Genomic DNA, 25,288 nt, shown 5'->3' with positions numbered 1-25,288 from the left:
TCACGTGTGAAAGCGGATGGTAGGGATGTCAATGAAGACTGACTAGACGCGGAGAAGAGAACAGATTGTTCTAGCCATGACGCTAATGGGGATGAAATGAGCGCGTGCGGCGGCGTGAATGTTGCGTGGCACGCAGTTTGCGACCCATTTCCGGCTGCATTCCGGTCATGGGTTATGCTGCGCTCCACGACCGCGCTCGCGCACAATCAGAATTTAGGACCCACTTCGTGCATTCCATTTTTTTTATCCTGGGGTATCGCCATCGCCGCCACGGCCGGCGTTATCACCCGTCCGTTCAAATGGCCCGAGGCCGTGTGGGCCGTCGCCGGCGCGTTATTACTCGTGTCGCTGGACCTGCTTCCCGTCGATCTGGCCATCGAGGCAGCCGGCAAAGGCATGGACGTTTACCTCTTCCTGTTCGGCATGATGCTGTTATCGGAAGTCGGGCGGCGCGAAGGCCTGTTCGACTGGGTCGCCGTCTTCGCGGTCAACCACGCCAAGGGCTCGCCGAGAAGGCTCTTTCTGCTCGTCTATCTGGTCGGCGTGGTGATCACTGCCTTCCTGTCCAACGACGCCACCGCGGTCGTCCTCACGCCGGCGGTATTCGCCGCCGCCAAAAAAGCGAAGACGCATCCGTTGCCTTTCCTCTTTGTCTGCGCGTTCATCGCGAATGCCGCGAGCTTCGTGCTGCCGATTTCAAACCCGGCCAACATCGTGTTGTACGGCAATCACACGCCCGCGCTTGGCGCCTGGCTGATGCGCTTCACGCTGCCTTCGCTGCTGTCGATCGTTGCGACCTACGTGCTGTTGCGCTGGACCCAGCGCGAAGCGCTCGCCGGCACCTGCGAGGCCAATCTCGAGCCGCTCGAGTTGTCGTCGAGCGGGCGTGTTGCGCTGGTGGGTATTGCGGTGACCGCCGCTGTGCTGCTGACGGTTTCCGCCTTCGATGTCCCGCTCGGCCTGCCCACCGCGATACTCGGCGCGCTGACCGCCGTGGTCGTGCTGATCCAGGAGCGCAAATCGCCGCTGCCGATGATCCAGGAGATATCGTGGAGCGTGCTGCCGCTGGTCGCCGCCTTGTTCGTGCTGGTCGAAATGCTCGATCACACCGGCGTCATCGGGACATTCGTCAAACTGCGGCAAGACGCGACGCAACACAGTGAACTCGCGACGGCCGGCTGGGCAGGCAGCGCTATCGCGATCGGCAGCAATCTGATGAACAACCTGCCGGCGGGGCTGATTGCCAGTTCGACCGTGACGCAGGCGCATAGCCCGGAGCGGGTGATCGATGCGTTCCTGATCGGTGTCGATCTGGGTCCGAACCTGTCTATCACCGGTTCGCTCGCCACGATCCTCTGGCTCAACGCAATTCGCCGCGAAGGCGAGGACGTGAGCTTTATGACGTTTCTGAAAGTCGGGGTCGTGGTGATGCTGCCGGCCCTTGCGCTGGCGCTTGCCGCGCGGATTCTGACTTCCTGATCCTCACCGCCTGCGTCATGCCCGGGTGCCCGTCGCCCGCATGGGCCGCTCGGCCATCAGTTTTTGCGCGGACTGCTCGAGTTTGCGCAGCGCGGCTTCAAGCCGTGCGAGGCGTGCGCGCTGTGACGGCATCAGCAATGTTTTAGGAAGCATGCCCAGCCGATTGCGCCAATACGACAACGGAATACGATCGTTGGCGGAAATCAGCCTGAATACGTGTTCAAAATGGGCAATCTCTTTGTCTATGTCCTGGTAGCTCATCTAACGTTCCTGAAGAAGAGGTGGGTAGCCGACGTCGGCTGGACGGATATGTCCAACTATTGGACACGCCTGACGTTGGTACAGATTTCAGCAAGAGCCGTGCCGCGCGCCGCTATGTTGAGTGGGTATCGAGCCTTCAAACGCCCGGTATTTGTCTGATATATCGGCACCTTCCAGGCAGGAAGGTCTTTGGCGCAGACAAACCCTCTTCCTGTTTCAATCCGCCAATACAGGGAGGAACGTGGCGCAACATAGCGAAGCGCCAAAGAAAGCGAGCAGATTTTGCATCTCTGCCTGTAAGAATCGTGGCGTAGAACACAAGCTACCGATCGGTCGCCGTGCCGTGCCCGACCGCCTGTTTTGGCCCGCTTTAGCCTGGCCCGATTTAGCCGCGTTTCAGATTCGTCCCAGCCTCGCCTCAAGCTTCTCCAAAGCAAAAAAAAAGAACGGAGCGCATCGCATGAAACCCTTCCTTCCGGTTTGTCGTCGTGCTGCCGTGCTCGGGGCGGCATTCGTGCTGTCGTTCGTGCCGTTACTGTTACTGACTGGTTGCAATTCATCGGTCGATTCGATGGCCGCGGACAATGCCTTGCTCCTGAACGCGCCGTCGCCGCAATGGCAGGACCAGATCATCTATTTCGTGCTGACCGACCGCTTCAACGACGGTGACACGAGCAACGACAATCAGGGCGCCGGCGAATTCGACCCGACCATGGAATCGAAATACAGTGGCGGTGATATTCGCGGCATCCAGCAGAAAATCGCCTATATCCAGGGCCTGGGCGCCACCGCCGTATGGTTGACGCCGCCGGTCGCGAACCAGTGGTGGGACCCGCTCGTCAATTACGGCGGCTACCACGGCTACTGGGCCGCGGACTTCACGCAGGTGGACCGCCATATGGGTTCGGTCGGTGACTATCAGCAACTCTCGAGTGCCTTGCATAAAGCGGGCATGTATCTGATTCAGGACATCGTGGTCAATCACACCGGCGATTTCTTCGCATACCAGGGCGGCTGGAATGCGAACAATCCCGCGCAATTCTGGATCCGCAACGCCGGTTCGGTGCCGGTTACCGCGCCCACCCAGGCGCCGTTCAACGAGGACGATCCAACCGATCCCGCGCAGCAGGCCGCGGCGATCTATCACTGGACGCCGGACATCAGCAACTTCCAGGATCAGAATCAGTTGTTCAACTACCAGCTATTCGGCCTCGACGATCTGAACACCGGGAATCCGGTGGTACGTACGGCATTGCGTAGCAGTTACGGCTACTGGATCAAGACCGTCGGTGTCGACGCGTTTCGCATCGATACCGCGTTTTACGTACCGCAAACCTTTTTCAGCGACTTCATGAACTCGACCGAGACGGCCGCGCCCGGCATCTTCCAGGTCGCCCAATCCACCGGCCGCACGGCATTTCATGCGTTCGGCGAAGGACAAGGCCAGGACGCCGCCTACGACGACACGATTTCGAAGAAGATCCAGACGTACATGAGCGACGCCAACGGCAACGACATCCTGCCGGCCATGCTCAACTACACGCTTTACTACACCCTGGTCGACGTGCTGGAGAACGGGCATCCCGCAGCCGAACTGAGCTACCGCATCCGCGACATGATGCAGGTGTTCAAGCGGCCGTATCTGATGCCGACTTTTCTCGACAATCACGACGTCAACCGCTTTCTCTCCGCCGGCTCGCTGGCGGGTCTGCAACAGGGTCTCGTTCTCCTGATGACGCTGCCGGGCATTCCAGTGATCTATTACGGCACCGGGCAACAGTTCTCCGTGCAGCGCGCTTCCATGTTCGCCGCGGGTTACGCGTCGGGCGGCAAGGATCACTTCGACACCAGTGCGCCGATGTACCGGTTCATTGCGCAACTCAGCGCGCTGCGCAAGCAGTACAAAGTGTTCTCGCGTGGCACGCCGGCCATTCTTCAGGACAACGGGAATTCACCAGGCATTCTTGCGTACAGCATGTCCTATGCTGGTTCAACGGCCATTGTTGTAATCAACACATCGGATACGGACACGCAGACGGCGCATTTTGCGCCGGGCCTGCCCGCGGGGAGCGTGTTGACCAGCCAGATCGCCGTCGGTGCGACGGCCCCGAATCTGTTCGTGGCCGCCGACGGCACCGTCACACAGTCCTTGCTTCCTCGTTCCGCGTATGTCTGGCTCGCTGCCGCCGGCAGCTAGCGGCAAGGTAGTCTGATCCAACGCGTTAGCACCACAGTGGCCTCGTTACCGCGGCACCACCAGCACAGGCTGCGCGTAAGTGACGACAGGCGCGGGCAGCACGACCGTCGAGTACGCGGTCACGGGTTTCGGGGGCAGCGGTACGGGCGTGCCGGGCGCGACAGGAACAACAACGGGAACGGGTGCAGGAACCGGCGGGGGCGCCACCACATAGACCGGATTGACCGGCGCGTAGTAATAAACGGGGCGGGGCGGCGGCGCGTAGACGACGGCAGCGGGCATATAGACGACCACTCGGGCGAACGCCGTCGACGAACAGGCGAGACCGAGGGCGGTGAAAGTAGAGGCGCAGACGAGACGAATACTCACTTGATACTCCTGAGACGTTTTGAACGGCGCGGCGCGTTCTCCGGTGAAGAAGCTCGGGCGGATGGTTCGGATTGCTTGATAACTTTGCCGAACCGTCGGGGCGCTTGTGGCGCTAGTGGCGTTTGGGTGCTTGCAGCGCCGGCAGACGAAAGATACGCAAACCGCGTTCGAAACGGCAGCGCGAACTTATTTCATTTGATGTCGCGTGAAAGCGAGCCGGGGAATAAACCTGCGGGTGTATGAAGCACATGCTGGGTTGTTGCGACAGCGCGCGTGCCTGTCATGCGGACGCCACGAAAAACATGACACATGGCGACATGATTCCGACATTGCCATCCGGCGGCGTTTCCTCAAGAATTCGGCCTGTCATCGAACGGATCGCGGCGGTTTGCAGGCGACGCACGATGGCTTGATCCAAGGAGTCAGTCATGAAAAAGTTGATCGCCGTTGTGCTGCTGTGCTGTGCATCCGCCGTCACGTTCGCCCAAACAGCTGCACCGCAGGGCGCCAATCCTCAACGCATGGAACGCATGGAACGCATGGCGCAGCAGTTGCAATCGCGCTTTGCAAATGCCAACACCACGCACGACGGCAAGCTCACCAAGGAACAGGCGGCAGCCGGCATGCCGATGGTCGCGAAGCATTTCGATGAAATCGACACGCAGAAAGCGGGCTACATCACGCTGCCGCAGATCGCGGCATTCATGCAGGAACGCGGGGCAGCGCACTGAGCCGCGCGGGCATCGGCGGGATCGTAGGATTTTTGACGCTTCAATGCGCGATGAAACCTGCCCCGTCCTGCCGCCTGACCTTCGCCTGCGCGCTGATTGTGTCGATGAGCGTGGCGCTGTCAGGTTGCGTGACAGTCGGGCCCGACTTCAAACAGCCGGACGTGACGCTGGAAAACCAGTGGCTCGAGAGCTTGCCTGAACAGGCACAGATCGCGCCCGCCGCAGAGGCGGCCTGGTGGACCGCGTTCAACGATCCGGTGTTGAGCGCGCTGGAACAGCGCGCGTATGAGCGCAACCTGTCGCTGCAAGTGGCGGGTCTGCACATTTTCAAGGCGCGCGCGCAACTCGCGACCAGTGCGGAGAATCTGCTGCCGCAATCGGGCAGCGTCTCAGCCGGCGCGGACCATATCAATACGAGCGGCGTCGGTCCCATTCCGCCGGCGCATCTGTGGGCCGAGCATCTGCGGGCGAACGTCGGCTGGGAAATCGACTTCTGGGGCAAGTACCGCCGGCAGATCGAGTCGGACCGCGCACAACTGCGTGTGTCGGAAGCCGCCTATGACAACTCGCTCGTGTCGCTGTTCGCCGATGTCGCCAATGCGTACATAGATCTGCGCGCGCTCGAGCAGCGTATCGTCGTAGCGCAGCAGAATCTGAAGGCGGTGCAGCAGAGTCTCACGCTGACCCAGGCGCGCTACAAACGCGGCGCGTCGACCCAGCTCGATGTCGAACAGGCCGCCACGCTGGTGGCCGAAACCGAGGCGGCGATTCCGCCGCTCATCAAGGCACGCGCGCAAGACCGCGACACGCTCGCGGTGCTGCTCGCCGATCCACCCGACGCCGTCGATGCGCAGCTCAAAGGCAGCACGGCGATTCCCGTGCCGCCGACGCAGATCGATGTCGGGATTCCCGCCGATCTGTTGCGCCGCCGTCCCGATGTGCGCCAGGCCGCGCTCAATGCCGCGGCGCAATCGGCGCTGATCGGCGCGGCCAAGGCGAAGCTGTACCCGTCGCTATCGTTGACGGGACTGTTCGGGCTTTCGTCGGGTGAACAGCATGGTATCGGACTGACGCAATGGGGCAGCAAGACGATCGGCCTCTTTTCGGTGGGGGTTACGGTGCCGATCTTCAATCGCGGCCAGTTAAAAAACGCCGTGCGGATTCAGGACGCCGCTTTCGAGGAAGCCGTGCTCGACTATCAGAATACGGTCCTGCAAGCGCAGAGAGAAGTGGAGGACGCCATTGCCGCGCTGCGCACCTCGCTCGATGCGCTGGCGGCGTCGTCGCGTGCGTCCGATGCGTCGCAACGTGCTTTGAAGCTCGCCAATATCCAGTATCGCGCCGGGTCGGTCACGTACGACACGGTGATCGATGCGTCGCGTTCGGTGTTGCGCGACGGCGACTCGCTCGCGCAGAACCAGGGGATCGCCGCGCTCGCGGCGGTGTCGCTGTATCGCGCATTGGGTGGCGGATGGGAAGTGGCGCAGGAGCAGCAGGTGGTGAGCGAACAGATTGCCGAACAGATGGCGCAGCGCACGGACTGGGGGCGGTTGCTAAATCCGCCCGCGAATTCCGCGCTGGCGCGCACCAGTGGAGACCGGCTCGAGAATGAGAAATGACAACCTGAGGAACAGGGACGGGGCGCGGCGTAGCGCGGCAAACAGGCACGCTGGAGTGGGGCTTTGCATCGTGCTGGCGGTGGCGTTAGCGTTAGCGTTGGCCGCGTGCCGCGACGGCAACACCTCCTCAGCGCAATCGGCGCAATCCGCGCCTTTGCCGCAAGTGAGCGTGACGCGGCCTATGCCGCGCGAAGTGCGCGAGCAGCTCGATCTGAGCGGCACCGTCGCACCCTCGGCGACGGTCACGCTCGTCGCGCGCGTGCAAGGCGTGCTGAAGGAAATCGGCTTTACCGATGGTGCTTACGTCAAGCAAGGACAGGTGCTGTTTCGCATCGAGCCGGATACGTATCGCGCGCAACTGACCTACGACCAGGCCGCGCTCGAGAACGCCGACCAGGAACTGGTCCGGCAAAAGCAGCTCACGTCCGATAACGCTACCTCCGAATCGACGCTGCAAAAAGCGCAGACCACACGCGACCAGGCGCTCGCCAAACGCGACATGTCGCGTATCAATCTCGCTTACACGGAAATACGCGCGCCGTTTGCCGGCCGCGTCGGCGCGCGCGCATTCGACGTCGGCAATCTGGTGGGCGCCTCCGACTCCACGAAGCTCGCCACGCTGGATCGCATCCAGCCGGTGTACGTGAATTTCACGCTCAATGAGCGCGACGCGAACCGCATCGGAATTTTTACGCAGCCGCCGCGCACGGTGCGCGTCAATGTGCTCGGCTCGCCCGCCGGCCAGGGGCAGGGTGAGGGCGCCGCGCTCGAATTCGTCGACACACGGGTCGATCCGGACAGCGGGGCGGTCAAGCTGCGCGCCGATATTGCCAACCAGGACGCACACCTGATTCCGGGCATGTCGGTCGAGGTGCATATTCCTGCCGGCGCGCCGCACAACGTGCTGCTGGTGCCGGACACTGCGTTACTGCGCGAGCAGGCGGGCGCGTCGGTACTGGTGGTGAACAGCGCGGGCGTGATCGAGAAACGCGCGGTGGTCACGGGTGGTCTGTACGGTTCGCAGCGGGCCGTCACCTCGGGTCTCGATGCAAACGACCAGGTCGTGACCGGCGGCGCGCTGGCCGTCGCGCCCGGCGCCAAAGTGCAGGTGGTCGCCGCTGCGGCGCTGGGCCAGTCATGATCCGCTTCTTCGTCGAGCGTCCGGTCCTTGCCAATGTGATCGCGTTGATCGTGATGCTGCTCGGCGCCGCGCTGATCAACTTGCCGATCGCGCAGTATCCGCCGATTACGCCGCCGACCGTGCAGGTTGTCGCCCGCTTTCCGGGCGCGAGCGCGGCGACCGTGATCGACCGCGTGGCGCTGCCGATCGAAACGCAGGTCAATGGTGTGGAAAACGCGCTGTACATGCAATCGACCAGCACGAACGACGGCACCTACACGCTCACGGTCACCTTCGCCGTCGGCACGGACGTCGATAAAGCGCAGGTGCTGGTGCAAAACCGCGTTTCGGCCGCCACCGCGCAATTGCCGCAAGCGGTGCAGCAGCAGGGCGTGACCGTGCGCAAGCGCTCCACGGCAATCCTGCAGTTGTACACGCTGCAGTCGCCAGACCCGAAATACGACACGCTGTTTCTGAGCAATTACGCGGTGATTTATCTGCGCGATACGCTGGCGCGTTTGCCGGGTGTCGGTGACGTTACCGTGTTCGGCACGGGGCAGTACAGCATGCGCGTGTGGCTCGATCCACAGAAGCTGAGCGAGCGCAATCTGACCGCCGCCGATGTGATGCAGGCGATCCAGAGTCAAAGCAAGGACGTGAGCGCGGGCCAGCTCGGCTCCGAGCCGAACGCCGGCGGCCAGGCATTCCAGCTCACGGTGAACATGCAGGGCGTGCTCTCCGATCCGCACGAGTTCGACGACATCATCATCAAGGCCGATTCAAACAATGGTGGCCACTTCGTTCGAATTCGCGATGTGGGTCACACCGAACTGGGTTCGTCGAGTTACGGGCAATTCTTCAATATCGACGGCAAACCCGCTGCGGGTATCGCTATCTATCAACTCCCCGAGGCCAACGCGCTGGAAGTGGGCAACGCCGTGAAGGCGACCATGGCGCGTCTCGCGAAAGACATGCCGAAGGGCGTCAGCTATCAATTGCCGTTCGATACGACGATCTTCGTACGGCAGTCGGTGATCGACGTGTACAAGACGCTGTTCGAAGCCGGGTTGCTGGTGCTCGCGGTGATCCTGCTGTTTCTGCAGAACTGGCGCGCGATGCTCGTGCCCGCCACGACGATTCCGGTGACGATCATCGGCACGTTCGGCGCAATTTACCTGCTCGGCTTCTCGATCAATCTGTTGACGCTGTTCGCGATCGTGCTGGCAATCGGCATCGTGGTGGACGATGCCATCGTGGTGGTCGAAGGAATTACGCAGCATATCGAGCGGGGCAAGACGCCGAAGCAGGCCGCCGTCGACGCGATGCACGAGTTGCTCGGGCCGATTGTCGGCATCACGCTGGTGCTGATCTCGGTGTTCCTGCCGTCGGCGTTTCTCGGCGGCGTGACCGGCCAGATGTACCGGCAGTTCGCGCTGGTTGTGGTCGCCACGACGATCATCAGCGCGATCAATGCGGTGACGCTGAAGCCGGTGCAGAGCGCACGCTGGCTGCGTCACGCGCGGCCCGGCAAGCCGAACATCGTGTATCGCGTGTTCGACAAGGGATACGCCAGCGCCGAAAAGGTCTATGTACGCATTGTTTCGTGGTTCGTGCAGCGCTGCGGGCTGGCGCTCGTCATCGCGCTGGTACTCGGCGCAGCGTCCGCGTTTCTGCTGACACGCGTGCCGACCAGTTTCATTCCGCTCGAAGATCAGGGCTATATGCTGATCGCCGCGCAACTGGCGGATGCCGCTTCGCTCGAACGCACCCGTGAGGCGAGCGCGCAGATAGAAAAACGTATCGGCGCGATTCCCGGTGTGAGCCACGTGGTGTCGATCGGCGGCATCTCGCCGCTCGATAACAACGCATCGCTACCGAATTCCGCGCTGATCTACGTCACGCTCGACGACTGGAGCAAGCGTGGCAAAGGCGAGGACCTGCGCTCGCTCTATTTGCGCATGAATAGCGAACTTGCGAAACTGCCCGATGTACGCTCCGTAGTGATCGTGCCGCCGCCGATTCAGGGCCTCGGCAATAGCGGCGGTGTGCAGATGCAGGTCATGCTCACGGACGGCTCTCAAAACTATCAGCGCTTGCAGGACGCTACCGACGCGCTGATCGCCAACGTCTCGAAGCGGCCCGAACTGCAGCGCGTGTTCAGCCCGTTTCGCGCGGCGGTGCCGACCGTCGAACTCACGCTCGATCGCGCCAAGGCCGAGTCGCTGCAGGTACCGGTCGGCAATGTGTTCGACCTGCTGGAGGATTACGTCGGCTCGAGCTATGTGAACCAGTTCACGACGTTCAACCATACGTTCCCTGTATTCGTGCAGGCCGACGGCGCGTTTCGCCGCGAAACCGACGACATTCGCCGCCTGCAGATTCGCAGTAACAGCGGCCATATGGTGGAGTTGGGCACCTTTATCGACGCGCATGCGAGCGTGGGCCCCGCGGTGGCGACGCTGTACAACCTGGCGCCGGCCGCGGCCATCAACGGCAATCCGGCGAACGGCTATAGCACCGGTCAGGCGATCGCCGCGTTCGAGCAGGAAGCGGCGCGCGTGCTGCCCGCCGGTATAGGCTACGAATGGACTGCGATGTCGTATCAGGAGAAACTGGTCGGCAATTCGGCCTATTGGGTGTTTGCCGTGGGCGTATTACTGGTGTTCTGCGTGCTGGCGGCCCAGTACGAAAGCTGGTTGTTGCCGGTGGCGGTGGTGCTCGCCGTGCCGATCGCGTTGCTCGGTACGGCCGGCACGCTTGCCGCGCTCGGCGCGGCCAACAATCTGTACACGCAGATCGGCCTCGTGCTGCTGATCGCGCTCTCCGCGAAGAATGCGATTCTGATCGTCGAATTCGCGCGGCATTTGCGCGCGCAGGGCGTGAGCATCGCCGAGGCCGCGGTGGAAGCGGCGCGTTTGCGGTTCCGGCCGATCATGATGACCTCGTTCGCGTTCATTCTCGGCGTGGTGCCGCTCGTGATCGCCACCGGCGCAAGTGCGAGCGCGCGCCGGTCGCTTGGGATTGCGGTATTTTCTGGGATGCTTGCTTCAACGTGTATCGCCGTGCTGTTCATTCCGTCGATCTACGTGCTGTTGCAGCGCCAGGCCGAACGGCACGCGGCGCGGCATGCATCGCCCGACGCTTAAACCGAGGAGCTTTCGTATGGATCGCCCCGCCAAAATCATTGTGCTCGACGACGAAGCCGAGCTGCGCAACATGCTGCAGCGTTTCCTGCGCGGCCACGGTTTCGAGGTGCGGATCGCGGAAGACGGCAAGCGGCTCGACCGCTATCTGGAGCGCGAGCCGTTCGATCTGCTGGTGCTCGATCTGATGATCGGTGAAGAAGACGGCCTCGAAATCTGCGCCCGTTTGCGCGCGCAAGGGCAGACGTTGCCGATTCTGATGCTGACCGCCAAGGGCGATCCGCTCGACCGGGTGGTCGGCCTCGAAACCGGCGCCGACGATTATCTCGCCAAACCGTTCCTGCCGCGTGAACTGGTGGCGCGGATCAACGCGCTGCTGCGCCGCCAGAAGATCGCCTCGGGCGATGTCACCGTGACCTCGCAGAGCGTGCGCTTCGGCGATTTCAGTCTCGACGTCGGCAAGCAGCAGTTGTCACGTACGGGAGAGTTGCTGGAGCTTCATTCGGCGCAGATGATGCTGCTGGTCGCGCTGGCTTCGTCGCCGAACCGGCCCGTGAGCCGCGACAATCTGCTGGCGCGCGCCCGTGGGCGCGAGCACGATGCGCTTGATCGCAGCATCGATGTGCAGGTGTTGCGGCTCCGGCAGATCATCGAGGACGACCCGTCCAAGCCGCGCTTCATCAAGACTGTGTGGGGCGTCGGCTACATGCTGGTCGCGGACGTCGACTCATGACGCGCGCCTGGCTGCCGAGGTTGCTCCCGAAAACGCTATTGGCACGCAATATCGTCCTGCTGATCGTGCTGGTGATGCTGAGCCAGATCTGCGCGCTCGTCGTGTTGATGCATTACGTGCAGCGCCCTCGCGTCGAACGCGCGGCTACCGTGTTTGCGACCTACGTGAAGACGATGGATCAGTTGCTCGCCGCCACGCCGCCTGCCGCGCGCGCTGAATTGACCGCACGTCTCGACGCACGCACCGCGCTACCCACCGAGGCCACCATCGAACCCACGCCCAGTTTGATGCGCGCCTATCGCACGTATCAGCGCAGCGTGTTTCTCGACAGCCTGCGCGCGCATTTGCCTGTCGACATGCCCGCGCTGTGGCAGTCCGAAGGCGGTCAACGGTTGTGGATTCGTATGCATGCGCCGGCCGATGCGCCGCACACGCCGTACTGGATCGCGCTGCCGATTCCGGAGGACGCGCAAGGCGCCGAACTCGACGCCGCGATCCTGCTGTCGCTTGGTTTGGGCGCACTGGCGGCGCTGACCGGCTATGTGATTCAGCGTCACCTCAACAAGCCGCTTCAGCAGCTGACGGGGGCGGCGCGCCGCGTGAGCGCCGGCGAAACGCCCGCGCCGCTGCCGACCGATGGCCCCCTCGAGATCGCCACCGTCAGTAGTGCGTTCAATCAGATGACCCACGCATTGCAGCAGGCCGAGGCGACGCGCGCGCTGATGCTGGCGGGCATTTCACACGACATCCGCACGCCGCTCACCAAGCTGCGGCTCTCGATGGCCATGGCGATGCCGGATGGCAGCGACAGCAGTTTTGTGGTCGCGGCGGAGTCGTATCTGGACCAGATCGAGACGATCTTGCAGCAGTTCATGGATTACGCGGGCAGCGGCGAGCGCGAACCGGCCGAGCCCGGTGATCTCAATGCGCTGATCGAACGGCTCGCCGGCGATTTCGCCGGGCTCGGTCACGAGTTTGCGTTGTCGCTGGCGGTGTTACCCGCGATTCCGAATCGGCCGATCAGCATGATGCGGCTCCTGATGAACCTCATGCAGAACGCGATCGTCTACGGCGGCAGCGGGCTCGCCGTGCGGAGCTGGGCGACCGGCGAAGCCGTGTATGTCGCGGTCGGCGATCGCGGCAAAGGGCTCACGGCGGAGGAGCTGGAACAGCTGAAAGCGCCGTTTCAGCGTGGCCGCAATGCTCGCACGCATAGCGGCGGTACCGGGCTGGGGCTGGCGATTGTCGAGCGGATTGCGCGGCTGCACGGCGGCAGCCTGCAGTTTCATACGCGCGAGGGCGGCGGGCTGGAGGTGTGGGTGGTGTTGCCGCTCACTCCTTATCCAGCCACGCATCCAGCCCCACCCGGAACGCCACACCCGCGATAACCGGCACGGTCATCATGAGAATGATGCCGAAGTTGGGAATCTCGTCGCCGTAAGTGATCGGACCGTAGAGCACGACCGTCGAAACGATCGCGAAGACCACGACGCCGACCAGAACCATCAGAAGATTGCGCCACACAATGGACAGATCCTTGCGCTTCGCCTTGTCAGGCTGGGTGCTGGTAGCAGGGACTTCGTCGTGATGGGCGGGCATGATGGTTCTCGTGGCTAGGTGAAGTGCCGCGCAAGACGCGGCTGCATATGCAACGTCTGAAAGCTATGAAAAAGCGCAATGACAAAGCACAACACAGTGCGGCGATGAATCGAACGCTGACCGGTGTGCGATCGCATCATACCAGGGGGCGTCCGTGCCGCACACATCACGCCGCGCCGGCCAGTAATCCCGCGGCGACGATCACCAGCACGAGGGCGGCAATCGCGCTGAACCGGTAGTCGCGCTGATGCAGGAACATCCCTAACATCAATATAAGCCGCATTACCGGCAGCAGGATAAAAAGCGCAATGCCAATGGTCACAATATGTATGCCGGCCGGCATTGAAAGCAGTCCGGGGGGAGTTCGCATGCCGGGCAACGCGCTTGCAAGGGGGCTTCCGGGGGTACCTAGAAGGCTAATTGCAAGGCCGGCCGCGATCGTGCCCGTCGCCACCCATGTGCCGTAATGCAGGAGCTTCGCAAGCCAGTGTTCGAGCCGCCATCCGGCCGACGCGACGCGGTTCATGCCGACGCTCCGGAAAGCCGGACGCCGAAGGCTTGGAGCAGCATTTGCACGGCGAGCACCGCGAGCACCACGACAAAGAGCACGCGCAATTTGTCGCCCGAAACCCGCGTGAGGATGCGCGCGCCGAGCACGGCGCCCACCACCGAGCCCAATGCCACCGGGCCGGCAATTGCCGCCATGATTTCACCGCGCAGGAAGTAAGCGCCGGCGCTGGCCGCCGCCGTCACGCCGATCATGAAATTCGACGTTGCAGACGAAACCTTGATCGGCAGGCGCAACGCCGTATCCATGGCCGGAATCTTGAGGACGCCGCTGCCGATGCCGAGCAAGGCCGAAATCAAGCCCGCTCCGTACATCAGGGACAAACCCAGCGGCACGCGTTGCACGCGATAGTCGACATCGCGTCCAAGCGCGCGATCCGGATAGCTTGAATCCAGACGCAACACAGCGCCCCACGAATGTGCGCCCGGCGCGCTCGCGCCAAGGCCGGCGACCGGGTCGGCACGCCGTGCGAGCATTTGCTGGGCGGAGAGCAGCAGGATGACGGCAAAAACGAAAAAACAGCACGGGCACCGGAATGAGCCCGCTCAGCAGCACGCCGGACAACGCGCCCAGCGTGGTGGCGGTTTCAAGCACCACGGCGAGACGAACATTGGTCAAGCGGCCGCGCAGGAAGGGCGCGGCGCTCCCGCACGAACAGGCGATTACCGAAACGATGCTGGCGCCAATTGCGACGTGAATATCGAGGTGACCGAACGTGGTCAGAATGGGCACGATAAAAATGCCGCTTGCCATGCCGAGCATGCCGCCCAGCGCGCTTGCCCCGAACGACACCGCGAAGAGCCACAGCGTGTAGCTCAGATCTATCGCTGCCTGCGCGCCGGTCATGGACGGTTCGGCTTGCGCCGGGCGAGACGGGTGACGAACTGGATCTGATCGCCGCGGTAGTACAACTTTTCATAGTCGACCGGACGGTTGTCGTCGCAATACGAGGTTCGCTCGATCAGGAAAATCGGGCTGCCCGTGTCGACTTCGAGGGCCTGCGCAACGGCTTCGCTCGCGGCGATCGCTTCGAGCCGGTATTCGGCCTCGATCAGCGGAATGCCGTACTTCTCCTCGAGCAGCGTAAAGATCGGCTCCGCCTCCAGATCGTTTTCGATGATCTTTTCGCCGATGTCTTTCGGCAGCCAGGTTTCGTCGAAGGAAAGCGGTGTGCCGTCGGCAATGCGCACGCGCTGAATGTGGACGACGGGCGTGCCCGGTTCGAGCGCCAGCTTGGCGGCAACGGCCTCGCTGGCATTTTCGATTTGCCGCGCCAGCAGCCGGGCGGTTGGATGGCGGCCGTGCGCGCGCATATCCTCGACAAAGCCGCTCAGTTCGGTGAGCGGCTGCGTGAGGCGCGGCTGGGTGACGAAGGTGCCTTTGCCGCGACGGATTTCGATCAGGCCGCGCGTGATCAGGTTCTGCACCGTTTTTTGCAGCGTGGTGCGGCTGATGTTGAAGCTGGCCAGCAGGCTCGCTTCATTGGGCAACTGCGTGCCTGGCGGATACGTGCCGTCCGCGATCCGCCCGGCGAGGACCGCTTCGACTTGTGCGTAGAGCGGGAGTTGGCTGTTTCGTTCGGCGTTCATGCGAGACATCATGACGTCATGATGTCGCGGTGTCAAGGCGCGATTTTGGGGCGGATTTTGGGGCCGGCGTCAGTGCACGAAGGTTACGGTGACAGCAGTGTCGTAGCCGATTTGAACGTGATCGTGACGCGCGAGCGAGCCCACGACCTTCACCAGCGCAGGGTCGGTCACCTTGATCGTGTGAGCGGTACCGGATGCGTCGGCAATGGTCAGGACATGCTTCTGACGATTGATCGCGGTGACTTCCACCACGCCGTTATAGGTCCGCACAGCCTGGAAACCGTCTTGTCCGGCATCGGCTGCAGACTTGGTTACTTTGACCGAGCGCGCCAAGCGCGTGAGGGGGGTACCCTTCGTGCGAGTCAGGCCGGTGACGTACGGCTCCTGATAGCCGATTGCGATCTTGTCGCCGACGCGAACGCGATCCAGCACGTCGGCATGTTCTTTCGCGTTGAGGCTGAGCTCCTGCCCACCGCTGCCCGTCACAACGATGATTGCATTCTGCATGTCGATGAAACTCCAGGCGGATTCGCGAACGATTCGGTGTCGGCCCTCAGACCGCTGCGGTATTGGTCGCTGTTGCAGGCGACAATCCTGAACGCCTCAAAAGTGAAGCTGCGTTGGCGGCACTTTGCGGCACAAGTCCATTGCAGGCGTCGTCCGGCAAGACGGTCCGACATCGTTTGAACAGGGGCGGTGACCGCTCTGCGAACAACGCCCTGTGGACTATCGCCATGGTTCGGATGCGCAGCGATCCGCGCACCCGCGCCTATGTCGAACGCCGCACGAAGGAAGGCATGTCCAACAAGGAAATCCACCGTTGCCTGAAGCGCTATATCGTCCGGGAGTAGTACCCGCTCATTCTGGCCGATCTGGCCGATTCGGCGGCCTCTGCTTGACATAGGAGCGTGAACGCGGTCGTGGAGCGCTTCTTTAGAAGCCTGAAAAGTGAATGGCTGAACCCAAAGGGGTACCTCGATCACGCAGAAGCCGAACGCGACATCAAGGCCTATATCGACGATTTTTATAACTGCCGGCGGATCCATTCGGCAACGAACGGAGTGCCGCCGGTGCGGCACGAGACTTCATTTTTTTAACAACTTCCTTTGTCGGTGTCCAAATTTACTTGACCACTACACACCTACTTTTCTTTGCCTGCCACAAAAAAAAGTAGGTGCCCCCCGCACAGGGGGAACGCTAATAGACCACTAACAAAGCAAGGAGAGGCCAACGTCGCAGGCGCACAGACAACAAGCGCCGCACAGGCAAAAAAAGAACGACTAATTCGACAGCGACAAATAAGGCGAACTCACCGGCGTAGGCGGAAACGGCTGCAACCCCGTCTGCTTACTAAAGCTATACCGCACATAAACAGCCGCGAGCCACTCGCGATACTCGTAAGCATTGCCGAGCGACGCAGTCGCCCCAAACGCCAACTGCGGCGCAAGTTGATATTCCCCCACCGCGCTAAGCGAATAAGAAACCCCAGTCTTACTCTGCCCAGGATAAACCGCACCACTATCCAAACCCGAACCAAGGGTCTTGGCTTCCGCCGCCGCATCGCTCTGGCGACTTGAACCATCATTGAGCGGGAAGTAATTCGACGCATCCTGCCGGTAATGCTGCACGCCGATCGACCCCTTCAAATCATAGGTAAACGCGCCATTACGCCCAGTCCACTCCACCGGCAAATTCAGAATCATGTACTGCTGTGGACTGAAGTACCCGCCCTGACCATAGGTGAAGTAGGACAGGTTGTTGTTATAGGTCATCAGCGTCGTGTTCACACCGATAGTCAGCGTCTGATCGGCATCCTTCACCACGCGCGTGTAGACGCCGCCGCCGCCTTTGTATGCGTTATTGCTTGCGACGTGATTGCCCATGTAGTGCTGGTACGCGGCATTCGCATACAGGCCGCTGGTGCCGTCGTCCCATGCAATGCTGGCGAGCCCGCCGTTGGAAGTCACGCCGCCCCATTCGAGGCCGGAACCCGAATCGCGCGCGCCAGCATAAGACAACAGGCTGTCAGTCACCGCGCGGCGCGCAATGGCCAGTGAATACGACACCTTGTCGGTAATGCCACCGTTATATTGCAGGCCGCCCACGACGGTCTTCTCGGGGAAACCGAGCGGCGTCACGCCGACATCGCCGCTAAAGCTGCGCCCTGCGTAGCCAAGCGACAGCCCCACGCCGCTGGCGGTCTGGCTGCCATAGATGTTGTTGCCGGCAACCGCCGCCGCCGCGGACGTGCTATTGGATAACCCCGCGCCAAATCGCGCGAGCGTCGATAAATTGCCCGCGGCCGTGCCGGCATCCAGCGTCACCGGCGTCGCCGTCACGACAATGTGGCCATTGCCGGCCTTGATACGCCCCTGAATCGGCGCTTCGATATCCGTCAGCGTCGAGAGGCCGTCTTCTCCTGTGCGATTGCGGAACACGATCCCGCCCGACACGGTGCTCGACTGCTCGCGATTGACCTGCGCCAGTTCCTCAGCAACACCGAGCGTCTGCGTGTTGGCGACGTTCGGTTGCGCGTAGTTGCCGCCGTTACCGTTCGCGCCGGGTTGTTGCGGGTAATACGGCTGCGCATAACCAGTCGGCGGCTGCGGAATGTACGGCTGCTGTTGTTGCGCGTAATAACCGGAGCCCTGGTTCGGATACGGCTGATAAGGCTGCTGACCGTAAGCCTGCTGCGGCGGAATCGGTTGGTAAGGCTGCTGCGCGTAACCCTGTTGTTGTTGCGGATACGGTTGATAAGGCTGCTGGCCGTAGTAGGGCTGCTGCTGCGGATAGCCTTGCTGCTGCCAATAAGGCGCCTGCCCATACGGCGCCTGCGCATAGGCTTGTGCGTTACGGTTGCTCTTCGAAGCACTCGTCTTCTTGCTGGTCGAGTGTTTCGTGCTGGTGGACGAGCCCGTGTAACGCGGCTGCTGCATGGAACCGGCATTGGCTTGCGCTTCACGTGCCGCAGGCGACATCGGCCATGGCGTGGGTGCATAGCCGTCCGGCACCGGCTGCTGAGCGTATCCACCTTGTTGAGGATATGCACCCTGCTGCGGATACCCCGGGTTGTACTGCTGTTGCGGCAACTGCTGCACGGGCGGCATCTGCGCCTGTCCCTGACCCGGATACGGCTGCAACGGCGCGCCCGACTGGCTCGATCCGTTGGTCTCCTGGCCGTAGCCACCCGTATTGGCACCGGGACGCGGCGCGTTATAGGGAACGGCGGTAGGCGCGGCGTTCGGCACGGCGGTAGGCACATACGGCTGCGCGGGCGCCGAATAAGGCGCGACATACGGCGCGACATACGGCGCGACATACGGCGCGGGCTGCGAGGGCGGCGGATAGTTCGGCACGGTCTGTGACGGCAAGGAGGACTGCGAGTACGGAAGCGAAGCACGCGCGGCATTGGAGCCACCGCCGGCAAACGCGGCGTTATCGGCATCGGTCGGCGAGATCGTGGCGGTTTTACCTTCGAAGGGATTGGTGCCCGGCAGCGGCGTCGCGCCGATCCGGCGCATCGCGGCTTCCCAGCCACGCGGCACGTTGCTCTGCGCATTGGCGCGTGGCGCGTTGGCCATCAGTGGCGTATTGGCCGCGACGAGCGAGCGCTGCAAATAAGTCGACGCGAGCGACAGCTTGCCTTCGGCGCGATACATGCGGCCGACCGTCGCCAGCACGCCCGGATCGCCAGGCGCTGCCGCGAGCGCCTGCTTGGCGAGCGATTCGGCGTAGCTGAACTGTTTCGCACCGCTCGCCGCGGAGATGGCCGACTGCAGCAGGTTCAGGTCGTCGGGCTTGCGCTGCAGCGCGACGCGGTAACTAGCAAGCGCATTGCGGTCGTCGCCGGCGCTCGAGTAGAGGCGCCCGAGGGCGGCCTGCAGGTCGGGGTTGTCGGGCATCGCCGCAAGCCACGGCGCGATCACGTCGTAGGCGCTGGCAAGCTCGCCGCGCTGACGCACCAAGTCGCATTGCTTGATGACGATCCCCAGATTCAGATTGCCGAAATCCGTGCGCTGCTGCGGCGTCAGTTGCATCGACGCGAGCCGCCGCATCACCATGCCGAGCTCGGCCTCCTGCCGGGTGGCGGACAGAATGCCCGCGTATTGCAGCAGCAAATCGGTGTTGCCGGGCGCCGCGTTCATCGCACTGCGCACGAGGCTCAACGCGCGGGTTGGGTCGCCCGCCTGCTGATATGCGGCGGCAATCACACCAATTAGTTCGGGGCTGTTGCCCGCGACCGGCTCGGCTGCCTGCAACGTCGCCAGTGCCTGTTGCGACTGGCCGTTGCGCGCCATCCGCGTGGCGAGGTCGGCCTGCTGACGCACCCACAAGCGATGCTGCAAGGTCGTCATCGCGTCGGTGCGTTGGGCGGGGGGAATCCGTTCGAGTTGCGCGAGACCGGCTGCCCAGTCCTGCGTTTCCGCCGACAGCAACGCGCTCGCATAGAGCGCGTCGGTCATGTCGGGATGCGCGGCGAGCAAGCCGTCCATCATGCTGCGGGCATTCGCAACCGCCCCCTGGCGCACGTAAATGCGCGCGAGGTCGAGGCGCAGCCAGGGATCGTCGGGGTCGTTCAGCAACGCGTCTTCGAACAGGCTGCGCGCGCTGCCGAGATCGCCGCGCGCTTCGGCCGCGCGCGCCTGCGCGGCCTGCGCTTCGCCGCGCAGACGGTTGATGCCGCCGGCCTTCGATTGCTGTTCGCTGTTCAGCTGATTGGCGAATTGCAGCGCTTCGTCGCCACGGCCTTGCGCGGCAAGCGCGCCGACGAGGCCGCGAATCGCATCGGGATTGTCGGCCTGGCGGCGCAGGGCCATCCGGTAGGCCTGCTCCGCGCCGACAGGGTCGCCGTTCGACAGCAGCATTTCGCCGAGCAGCACCTGCGCGGTGACGTCGGACGGATTCAGTGCGATCGCGCGTTCGAATAGCGACTTCGCCTTCGCGAACTCTCCGTTGCTGCGGGCGCCGATGGCGTCGCTGGTATAGGTCCAGTAGGTCGCGCTATCGAGCGCGGTTTTCCAGCGCGCCGGGTTGCCGCTGCGCGATGCGCGTTCCAGATAGTTGCGGGCTTCGGCGAATTTTTCCTGCTTCAAGGCGGCGATACCCATGCCGCCGAGCGCATCGCTGTCGTTTGGACTATTTGCCAGTACTGACGAAAACTGCGCGCGCGCCGTGCCGAGGTCGCCGCGATCGAGCGCAGCGAAACCGTCGGCGATGGTGCGGCCGCGGGCGTCGACGGCGGCATTTTCCTGGGCGCGATCGCGGGCCGCCTTGTCCTGCACAACCATCGACTCGAAACGCGCCTTGACCGCGGCGTCGTCGGTTGCGCCTTGCAGATACGCTTCGTACAACGCAGCGTCGGAGGGCCGTGCATCGAGCCACAACAACGCCTGCCGCCAGCTCTTTTTCGCCGACGCGCCGACCGTGCTGTCGCCCGCCAGTTTCTGCAGCCGCGCGATGCCTTCACGGCGCGTCACGTCGCGATACGTCAAATGCTGGGCGTAGGCAAGGGCGTAGCGCGGGTCGTCGGGGTTGTCGCGCGCGAGTTGTTCGAGGCCGCGGCGCGCCTGGTCCCAGCCTTGCGGCGTGGCCGACAATGCCTGGTAGTACTCGAGTTGCAGTTCGGGCGTGGCCGGCTTGCCGTTCAATGCGCGCTGATATTCCTCGACCGCGCTCGCGCTTTGACCGCTTTGCGCGAGCCGGCGCGCGTCATTGACAGTCTGGTCGCGCAGGCTCGATTCGCCGAGCCGCCGGCCCAGTTCGTCCAGATTCGGATAGTTCGGCGCAACCGCTTTCAGACGCGCCAGATATTGCTGCGCACCCGCGCCGTCCTTGCGGTCGGCGAGCACCATGCCCATGCCGTAGAGCGCATCGGGCTGCTTCGGATCGATACGCAATACTTTCTGCCAGGCCTGCTCGGCGAGGTCGCCGCGGTGATGCGATTGCCAGTACTTGCCCTGATCGATCAGCACGTTCAGGGGATCTTTCGACGCCTGCGCCAACGCGTCAGGCGAAGCCGTCGCCACGCAGCAGACGGCCGTGAGGCTCAGCGCGAACCGCAATGAAAACGCGAGGGCGCTCAATCGCATGCATTTCTCCAACTCGGCACGAGACGGCCGGCTTCGTCGAAACGATAGCGGCCGTCGATGAATCCGGTGCCGAACAAGCCCAGCACACGATCGTAATAGACAGGTTCGCGGCCCGGCACGCTGGTGTCGAGCACGGCAAGATGGGTGCGCGCGAGGCCGAGGCCGCGCTCGTCGCCGAGCGCCTTGAAGTACGGCGCGAGCGCGCCCCAGTAGCTCAACGGTCCTTCGCCGCTCGCGGTGCCGGTGGTCGACGAAACCTTCTCGGGCGGGATGCCGGTTTGCGCAACCTTCGCGCGCATGCCGCCGAGCGCCGCGAGCCAGGGTTTGGCGAGCGGATCGGCGGGCGAGGCGAGGCCGGCCCACAGGTAGACGCGGATTGCGTCGTAGCTGCCCGTGTCGCCTTCTTTTGGATCGACCACGAACTGGCCGTTCTGCCACGCGGCCCAGTCGGGGCGAAGCCTTGCGGCGCAGTGGTCTTGATCAGGGTGTAGGCGCTCTCGGCGAGCTTGCCCCACGGGCCGCCGGGTATCTCCTTTGCCAGCGCGCGCAGCACCGGCAAGGGCAGATAGCTCGGATTCAGGCGCGTCACGCCGCCATTCCTGAAGCCCTGCGGTCCGGGCAGCAGCATCGGGCCGACGCCGGGCAGCGTGGTCATTTCCTGGCGAGCGATTTGCGCGGCGAGCGCCTGACCGAGTTGCGTATAACTTGCCTCATGCCAGAGGCGGCCGGCTTGCAGCAGATCGTAGGCGATCCACAGGTCGGAGTCGGACGCGGAATTCTGATCGAGCACGCCGAACGAGCCGTCCGGTTTTTTGCCCCACAGCCACGACGGCAGCCGGACATTTTGCGGGTCGAACTGATTGCCCGCGAGATTGGTGCGGGTCCAGTTGAGCAAGCGGTCAAAGGTCGCGCGGTCGTTCGCGACCAGCGCGAAGAACAGGCCGTACGACTGGCCTTCCGAGGTGGTTTTCAGTTGTGGCGACGAGTAGTCGATCACGCGGCCGTCGGCCTGCACGAAGCGTTCGACGAAGATACGGTACGCCGGCCAGTCGGTGTTGCACGGACCCGCCTGACCCGGCGTTGACGTCGCCTGGGACACCTTGGTGATACTGGCAAAACTCGCGGTCGCAGCCAAGGCCAGGCCCAGCCCGAGCGTCAGTGCGACGGATGTCTTATTGGTTTGATGCCGCATATCAGTCCTATCAGTCCTTCAGGCGGCGCGCGGCGATCGAACGCAGCGTCCGGTAGAACAGTCCAGCGATGATCAGCGCGGCGAGCACGCCGCCCAGCATCAGCAACAGCGGATGCGACGACAGCGCCCAGCGCAAATATTCCTGCGGCGACAAATGGCCGACATAGTACGCGTCGCCGTTCGACGTGATGGTGACGGTGCGGCCGTGGATCACGGCCATCGCGCCTTGAATTTCCGGCAGCACGTCGGCGTCGAGCAGGGCGGCGGACAGATCGGCATCCGACTGGCCGGCCGCGCTCACCAGTGCGACGGCGCTGCGGTTCTTTTGCAGCGGCGATTCGAAACCGGTCAGGAGCGCGTCGCCGTTCGAACTCACGAGCGTAAGGTCGGCGCGCGCCGGCGAGCGTTCCACACCGCGCTCGCCATGCCACCAGTCCTCGAGCTTGAAGACAACGTCCGAGAGCGTGAAGGTGCGCGAATCGCCGTCGCTAGAGAACGGCATCGATTTGGCCCAGCGCTGCAACAGCGGTTGACGGCCCGGCGCGCCGAAAATCAGCAGGTCCTTGTTGGCGTACTTGTCGACGTCCTGCGACGTGCCGACGGTGACGCCATCCACCGGATAACCCGTCGACGCGCCCATGCGGCCCATGGTCAGCAGGTACAGGCTGTAGTCGCTCGAATCGGCCTCGTCCGGCAGGATCACCGCGGTCTCGGAGAGGTCGGCCATCCGCGTGAACGGGAAGCCGCTGTTGGCGAATGCCGCCAGGTCGGGCAGCGCCATGTAATGCGGGAACGACGACAGGTCGATGGTCGAGTTCGGATCGATTGCGCCGACCACGTTCTCCAGCAAACGGCCGTGACATTCGCCGGTGTTCGGAATGTCGTAATAGAAATGCAGGCGCACCTGGGCGCGCGGCGTCAGCAGCAGCGGTGGAATATAGATCGTGCGAGTCGCTTCGGCGGTCTTGTCCGGCAAGACACGCGCGAAGTAGTGGCTCAGTTCGAACACCGAGGCCGACTCGGCCGGAATCGGCAGGGCCTGGACGAAGCCGTCATTGACGCTCACGTTCAGCGACGAACGGTCCCGCAGCGGCCGCACCGTGTAGCGGTAGCGCAGATCGATCGGCGCGCCCTTGGTGTGCCACATGAACAGATCGGGCGGCACGCGCAGGTTCACGCGCACGGCGTCGGCGTCGTAACCGGACACCGTCAGGTCGCGCGGGTCGGCGAGCTCGCCGAAACGCACGGGGCGGTTGGTGGGCAGCCAGTTCGGCGCGTCGTACGGCACGCGCGGCGTGAGTTCGTTCAGTTGCGTGATCGTCGCGCTCGGACCGGTCAGCGTGTTCTGTCCGATGCCGAGTGCCTTGGCGGCGGTTTTCACTTCGGCTTCGGTGCGGCCGAGTACGAGCAGCAGTTTGCCGCGCGCCGGTGCTTCGCGATCCACCACGGCGATCGTCGGCCCGGAAATCGCCGGGATCGTCACGCCGGCCGGGCGCTGGTCGTCGGTGGCGAACACCACCGCGTTACCCGACAACGGGGCGTTATCCAGCTGCGCCGGAAATACCGCGCCACGATAGCCGGCGAGCGCGCCGAACCATGAGGCGACGATGCCGCCCGCTTCGAGCGTCGCAGCGCCGGGTTTTTGCGGGAACACGAACGGCAGCTCGAGACGGCGCACGTCGCGGCGGTCGAAGAACGGCTGCGGCAATGCAGCGAGATCCGGCTTGCTGGCGAGCGACGCGTAGGTCAGATCGAGCGAACTGGCGTTGCTGACGGTGGCCCACAGCGCCGAATTCGCCGGGTCTTCGCAACTCGTCGTGTAGTGGCCGATCAACTGCACGTTCAGGTGGTTGAATTCGGTGATGAAACGCGGATCGATCGAGACGTCGCGCGCCACCAGCATGCCGGCCTGTTCATGCGGCACGGGCAGCGTCGCGGCGACTTCGCCGTTCACCAGCACTTTCAGCTGGGAGATATTCGCGAGCAGCGCGGGCGAGTAGCTATAGACCAGATGCAGGATCGCGCCGGTCACCACTTCGTCGCCGCGCACGGAGAACGCGACGCCGTTCTGGCCGTCCGTGCCGCGCAGTTGCAGCGGATCGCGCGCGCCGAGGTCGACGAACGTGAGCGTCTGACGGCGGCCGCCCGGCACCAGCGTGCCCGGTTCGGCGGTGGTCGGCGTTCTGATGCCCAAGGCTTTCACCGACGACGCGGCGAGCGCCGGCGTGGGCGTGGCCAGTTGCGCCTGGGCAATCGCGGTCGGATCGTAAGGCACGGCCGCGCTCGGCGCGGGCACGCTGCCCACGCCGGTGGCGACGCGCGCGCCTGGCGCGGCCTGGGCCAATGTTTGGGCCGATGTCTGAGCCACTACCGCCTGGCCGGCTTGCGACGCACTCGCGCCGCTCATGGCCGCCGCGGCGACTTCAGCCGCCGAAGCCAGCGGCGCCGCCAACGCGGTCTGCAACGCAAGCCAGCAGGCCAGCCCGCGGGCCAACCGTTGCGAGCGGGAGCGTCCAGACAGACGCGCCTCCGCTTCCATCGCACTGCGCTCGTGATTCGAGCGTTCGACGTTTGACTTCGCCATCCTGTTGCCCATAGA

Annotated in this window: 18 protein-coding genes and 3 pseudogenes; 10 read left to right on the top strand and 11 right to left on the bottom strand. The window is 63.5% G+C overall.

What is annotated here, in order from left to right; translation table 11 throughout:
- Positions 1 to 174 precede the first annotated feature (174 nt).
- Positions 175 to 1,479, top strand: coding sequence for an arsenic transporter (locus tag B0G76_RS30260; protein ID WP_120295729.1), 1,305 nt, complete (start codon positions 175 to 177; stop codon positions 1,477 to 1,479).
- A 15-nt stretch (positions 1,480 to 1,494) separates the two neighbouring features.
- Here B0G76_RS30260 and B0G76_RS30255 read toward each other — a convergent pair whose 3' ends face one another.
- Complete coding sequence (locus B0G76_RS30255; protein ID WP_120295728.1) at positions 1,495 to 1,740, bottom strand: hypothetical protein; 246 nt, start codon at positions 1,738 to 1,740, stop codon at positions 1,495 to 1,497.
- Positions 1,741 to 2,200: 460 nt separating this feature from the next.
- On the opposite strand from B0G76_RS30255, the gene B0G76_RS30250 reads away from it, so the two are divergent.
- Positions 2,201 to 3,937 (top strand): alpha-amylase family glycosyl hydrolase, encoded by a 1,737-nt coding sequence (locus B0G76_RS30250; RefSeq protein ID WP_120295727.1) that lies wholly within the window; start codon positions 2,201 to 2,203, stop codon positions 3,935 to 3,937.
- Between the two features lie 45 nt (positions 3,938 to 3,982).
- On the opposite strand, the gene B0G76_RS30245 is transcribed toward B0G76_RS30250, so the two are convergent.
- Complete coding sequence (locus B0G76_RS30245) at positions 3,983 to 4,306, bottom strand: hypothetical protein (RefSeq protein WP_120295726.1); 324 nt, start codon at positions 4,304 to 4,306, stop codon at positions 3,983 to 3,985.
- 428 nt (positions 4,307 to 4,734) lie between these two features.
- On the opposite strand from B0G76_RS30245, the gene B0G76_RS30240 reads away from it, so the two are divergent.
- Genes B0G76_RS30240 through B0G76_RS30215 form a run of 6 tightly spaced genes read left to right on the top strand, consistent with a single transcriptional unit; the run spans position 4,735 to position 13,040 of the window.
- Positions 4,735 to 5,037 carry an EF-hand domain-containing protein gene (locus B0G76_RS30240; RefSeq protein ID WP_120295725.1) on the top strand — a complete coding sequence of 101 codons (303 nt, stop codon included), beginning with the start codon at positions 4,735 to 4,737 and terminating at the stop codon, positions 5,035 to 5,037.
- 50 nt (positions 5,038 to 5,087) lie between these two features.
- Positions 5,088 to 6,656 (top strand): efflux transporter outer membrane subunit, encoded by a 1,569-nt coding sequence (locus B0G76_RS30235; protein ID WP_120295724.1) that lies wholly within the window; start codon positions 5,088 to 5,090, stop codon positions 6,654 to 6,656.
- Between the two features lie 55 nt (positions 6,657 to 6,711).
- On the top strand, positions 6,712 to 7,797 hold the full coding sequence (locus B0G76_RS30230) for an efflux RND transporter periplasmic adaptor subunit (RefSeq protein WP_259460768.1): 1,086 nt from the start codon (positions 6,712 to 6,714) through the stop codon (positions 7,795 to 7,797).
- On the top strand, positions 7,794 to 10,922 hold the full coding sequence (locus B0G76_RS30225) for an efflux RND transporter permease subunit (protein ID WP_120295722.1): 3,129 nt from the start codon (positions 7,794 to 7,796) through the stop codon (positions 10,920 to 10,922). The genes B0G76_RS30230 and B0G76_RS30225 overlap by 4 nt, the downstream gene beginning before the upstream one ends.
- Positions 10,923 to 10,938: 16 nt before the next feature.
- Complete coding sequence (locus B0G76_RS30220) at positions 10,939 to 11,652, top strand: response regulator (RefSeq protein WP_120295721.1); 714 nt, start codon at positions 10,939 to 10,941, stop codon at positions 11,650 to 11,652.
- Positions 11,649 to 13,040, top strand: coding sequence for an ATP-binding protein (locus tag B0G76_RS30215; protein WP_120295720.1), 1,392 nt, complete (start codon positions 11,649 to 11,651; stop codon positions 13,038 to 13,040). Before B0G76_RS30220 ends, B0G76_RS30215 begins: the two co-directional genes overlap by 4 nt.
- On the opposite strand, the gene B0G76_RS30210 is transcribed toward B0G76_RS30215, so the two are convergent.
- The 5 genes and pseudogenes from B0G76_RS30210 to B0G76_RS30190 form a co-directional block, all read right to left on the bottom strand.
- The gene (locus B0G76_RS30210) at positions 12,985 to 13,251 is read right to left on the bottom strand and encodes a hypothetical protein (RefSeq protein WP_120295719.1); all 267 of its coding nucleotides are present in this window, start codon (positions 13,249 to 13,251) and stop codon (positions 12,985 to 12,987) included. The two genes, B0G76_RS30215 and B0G76_RS30210, sit on opposite strands and share 56 nt — an antisense overlap.
- A 166-nt stretch (positions 13,252 to 13,417) precedes the next feature.
- Positions 13,418 to 13,777 carry a DUF1634 domain-containing protein gene (locus tag B0G76_RS30205; protein ID WP_120295718.1) on the bottom strand — a complete coding sequence of 120 codons (360 nt, stop codon included), beginning with the start codon at positions 13,775 to 13,777 and terminating at the stop codon, positions 13,418 to 13,420.
- Positions 13,774 to 14,665 (bottom strand): annotated as a pseudogene (locus B0G76_RS30200) (sulfite exporter TauE/SafE family protein). Before B0G76_RS30200 ends, B0G76_RS30205 begins: the two are co-directional and overlap by 4 nt.
- Positions 14,662 to 15,408, bottom strand: coding sequence for a GntR family transcriptional regulator (locus tag B0G76_RS30195; RefSeq protein ID WP_120295717.1), 747 nt, complete (start codon positions 15,406 to 15,408; stop codon positions 14,662 to 14,664). The pseudogene B0G76_RS30200 and the gene B0G76_RS30195 overlap by 4 nt, the downstream one beginning before the upstream one ends.
- 69 nt (positions 15,409 to 15,477) lie before the next feature.
- Positions 15,478 to 15,915, bottom strand: coding sequence for a hypothetical protein (locus B0G76_RS30190; RefSeq protein ID WP_120295716.1), 438 nt, complete (start codon positions 15,913 to 15,915; stop codon positions 15,478 to 15,480).
- 26 nt (positions 15,916 to 15,941) lie between these two features.
- On the opposite strand from B0G76_RS30190, the pseudogene B0G76_RS30185 reads away from it, so the two are divergent.
- Positions 15,942 to 16,259 (top strand): annotated as a pseudogene (locus tag B0G76_RS30185) (transposase); the annotation flags it as partial.
- Positions 16,260 to 16,319: 60 nt separating this feature from the next.
- Positions 16,320 to 16,505, top strand: a pseudogene (locus tag B0G76_RS30180) (integrase core domain-containing protein); the annotation flags it as partial.
- Positions 16,506 to 16,688: 183 nt separating this feature from the next.
- Here the strand turns inward: B0G76_RS30180 and B0G76_RS30175 are convergent.
- The 4 genes from B0G76_RS30175 to bcsB are packed head-to-tail and all read right to left on the bottom strand — an operon-like array spanning position 16,689 to position 25,285.
- Positions 16,689 to 21,497, bottom strand: coding sequence for a cellulose biosynthesis protein BcsC (locus B0G76_RS30175; RefSeq protein WP_120295714.1), 4,809 nt, complete (start codon positions 21,495 to 21,497; stop codon positions 16,689 to 16,691).
- Positions 21,488 to 21,715, bottom strand: coding sequence for a hypothetical protein (locus B0G76_RS44250; RefSeq protein ID WP_259460767.1), 228 nt, complete (start codon positions 21,713 to 21,715; stop codon positions 21,488 to 21,490). The genes B0G76_RS30175 and B0G76_RS44250 overlap by 10 nt, the downstream gene beginning before the upstream one ends.
- Positions 21,712 to 22,689, bottom strand: a complete 978-nt coding sequence (gene bcsZ / locus B0G76_RS30170) for a cellulose synthase complex periplasmic endoglucanase BcsZ (protein ID WP_259460766.1) — start codon at positions 22,687 to 22,689, stop codon at positions 21,712 to 21,714. The genes B0G76_RS44250 and bcsZ overlap by 4 nt, the downstream gene beginning before the upstream one ends.
- A 10-nt stretch (positions 22,690 to 22,699) precedes the next feature.
- Positions 22,700 to 25,285, bottom strand: a complete 2,586-nt coding sequence (gene bcsB, locus B0G76_RS30165) for a cellulose biosynthesis cyclic di-GMP-binding regulatory protein BcsB (protein WP_120295713.1) — start codon at positions 25,283 to 25,285, stop codon at positions 22,700 to 22,702.
- Between the last annotated feature and the right edge of the window lie 3 nt (positions 25,286 to 25,288).

This window comes from Paraburkholderia sp. BL23I1N1 (assembly GCF_003610295.1).
Lineage (GTDB): Bacteria > Pseudomonadota > Gammaproteobacteria > Burkholderiales > Burkholderiaceae > Paraburkholderia.
This window is presented reverse-complemented; position numbering and strand designations above follow the sequence as displayed.

What these genes read in the sequence shown, in the direction of transcription:
- B0G76_RS30235 (WP_120295724.1), top strand. Translation starts at nt 5,088, where the DNA reads ATGAAACCTGCCCCGTCCTGCCGCCTGACCTTCGCCTGCGCGCTGATT.
- B0G76_RS30240 (WP_120295725.1), top strand. Translation starts at nt 4,735, where the DNA reads ATGAAAAAGTTGATCGCCGTTGTGCTGCTGTGCTGTGCATCCGCCGTC.
- B0G76_RS30195 (WP_120295717.1), bottom strand. Translation starts at nt 15,408, where the DNA reads ATGAACGCCGAACGAAACAGCCAACTCCCGCTCTACGCACAAGTCGAA.
- bcsB (WP_120295713.1), bottom strand. Translation starts at nt 25,285, where the DNA reads ATGGGCAACAGGATGGCGAAGTCAAACGTCGAACGCTCGAATCACGAG.
- bcsZ (WP_259460766.1), bottom strand. Translation starts at nt 22,689, where the DNA reads ATGCGGCATCAAACCAATAAGACATCCGTCGCACTGACGCTCGGGCTG.
- B0G76_RS30215 (WP_120295720.1), top strand. Translation starts at nt 11,649, where the DNA reads ATGACGCGCGCCTGGCTGCCGAGGTTGCTCCCGAAAACGCTATTGGCA.
- B0G76_RS30225 (WP_120295722.1), top strand. Translation starts at nt 7,794, where the DNA reads ATGATCCGCTTCTTCGTCGAGCGTCCGGTCCTTGCCAATGTGATCGCG.
- B0G76_RS30175 (WP_120295714.1), bottom strand. Translation starts at nt 21,497, where the DNA reads ATGCGATTGAGCGCCCTCGCGTTTTCATTGCGGTTCGCGCTGAGCCTC.
- B0G76_RS30190 (WP_120295716.1), bottom strand. Translation starts at nt 15,915, where the DNA reads ATGCAGAATGCAATCATCGTTGTGACGGGCAGCGGTGGGCAGGAGCTC.
- B0G76_RS30205 (WP_120295718.1), bottom strand. Translation starts at nt 13,777, where the DNA reads ATGAACCGCGTCGCGTCGGCCGGATGGCGGCTCGAACACTGGCTTGCG.
- B0G76_RS30210 (WP_120295719.1), bottom strand. Translation starts at nt 13,251, where the DNA reads ATGCCCGCCCATCACGACGAAGTCCCTGCTACCAGCACCCAGCCTGAC.
- B0G76_RS30260 (WP_120295729.1), top strand. Translation starts at nt 175, where the DNA reads ATGCTGCGCTCCACGACCGCGCTCGCGCACAATCAGAATTTAGGACCC.
- B0G76_RS30255 (WP_120295728.1), bottom strand. Translation starts at nt 1,740, where the DNA reads ATGAGCTACCAGGACATAGACAAAGAGATTGCCCATTTTGAACACGTA.
- B0G76_RS30220 (WP_120295721.1), top strand. Translation starts at nt 10,939, where the DNA reads ATGGATCGCCCCGCCAAAATCATTGTGCTCGACGACGAAGCCGAGCTG.
- B0G76_RS30250 (WP_120295727.1), top strand. Translation starts at nt 2,201, where the DNA reads ATGAAACCCTTCCTTCCGGTTTGTCGTCGTGCTGCCGTGCTCGGGGCG.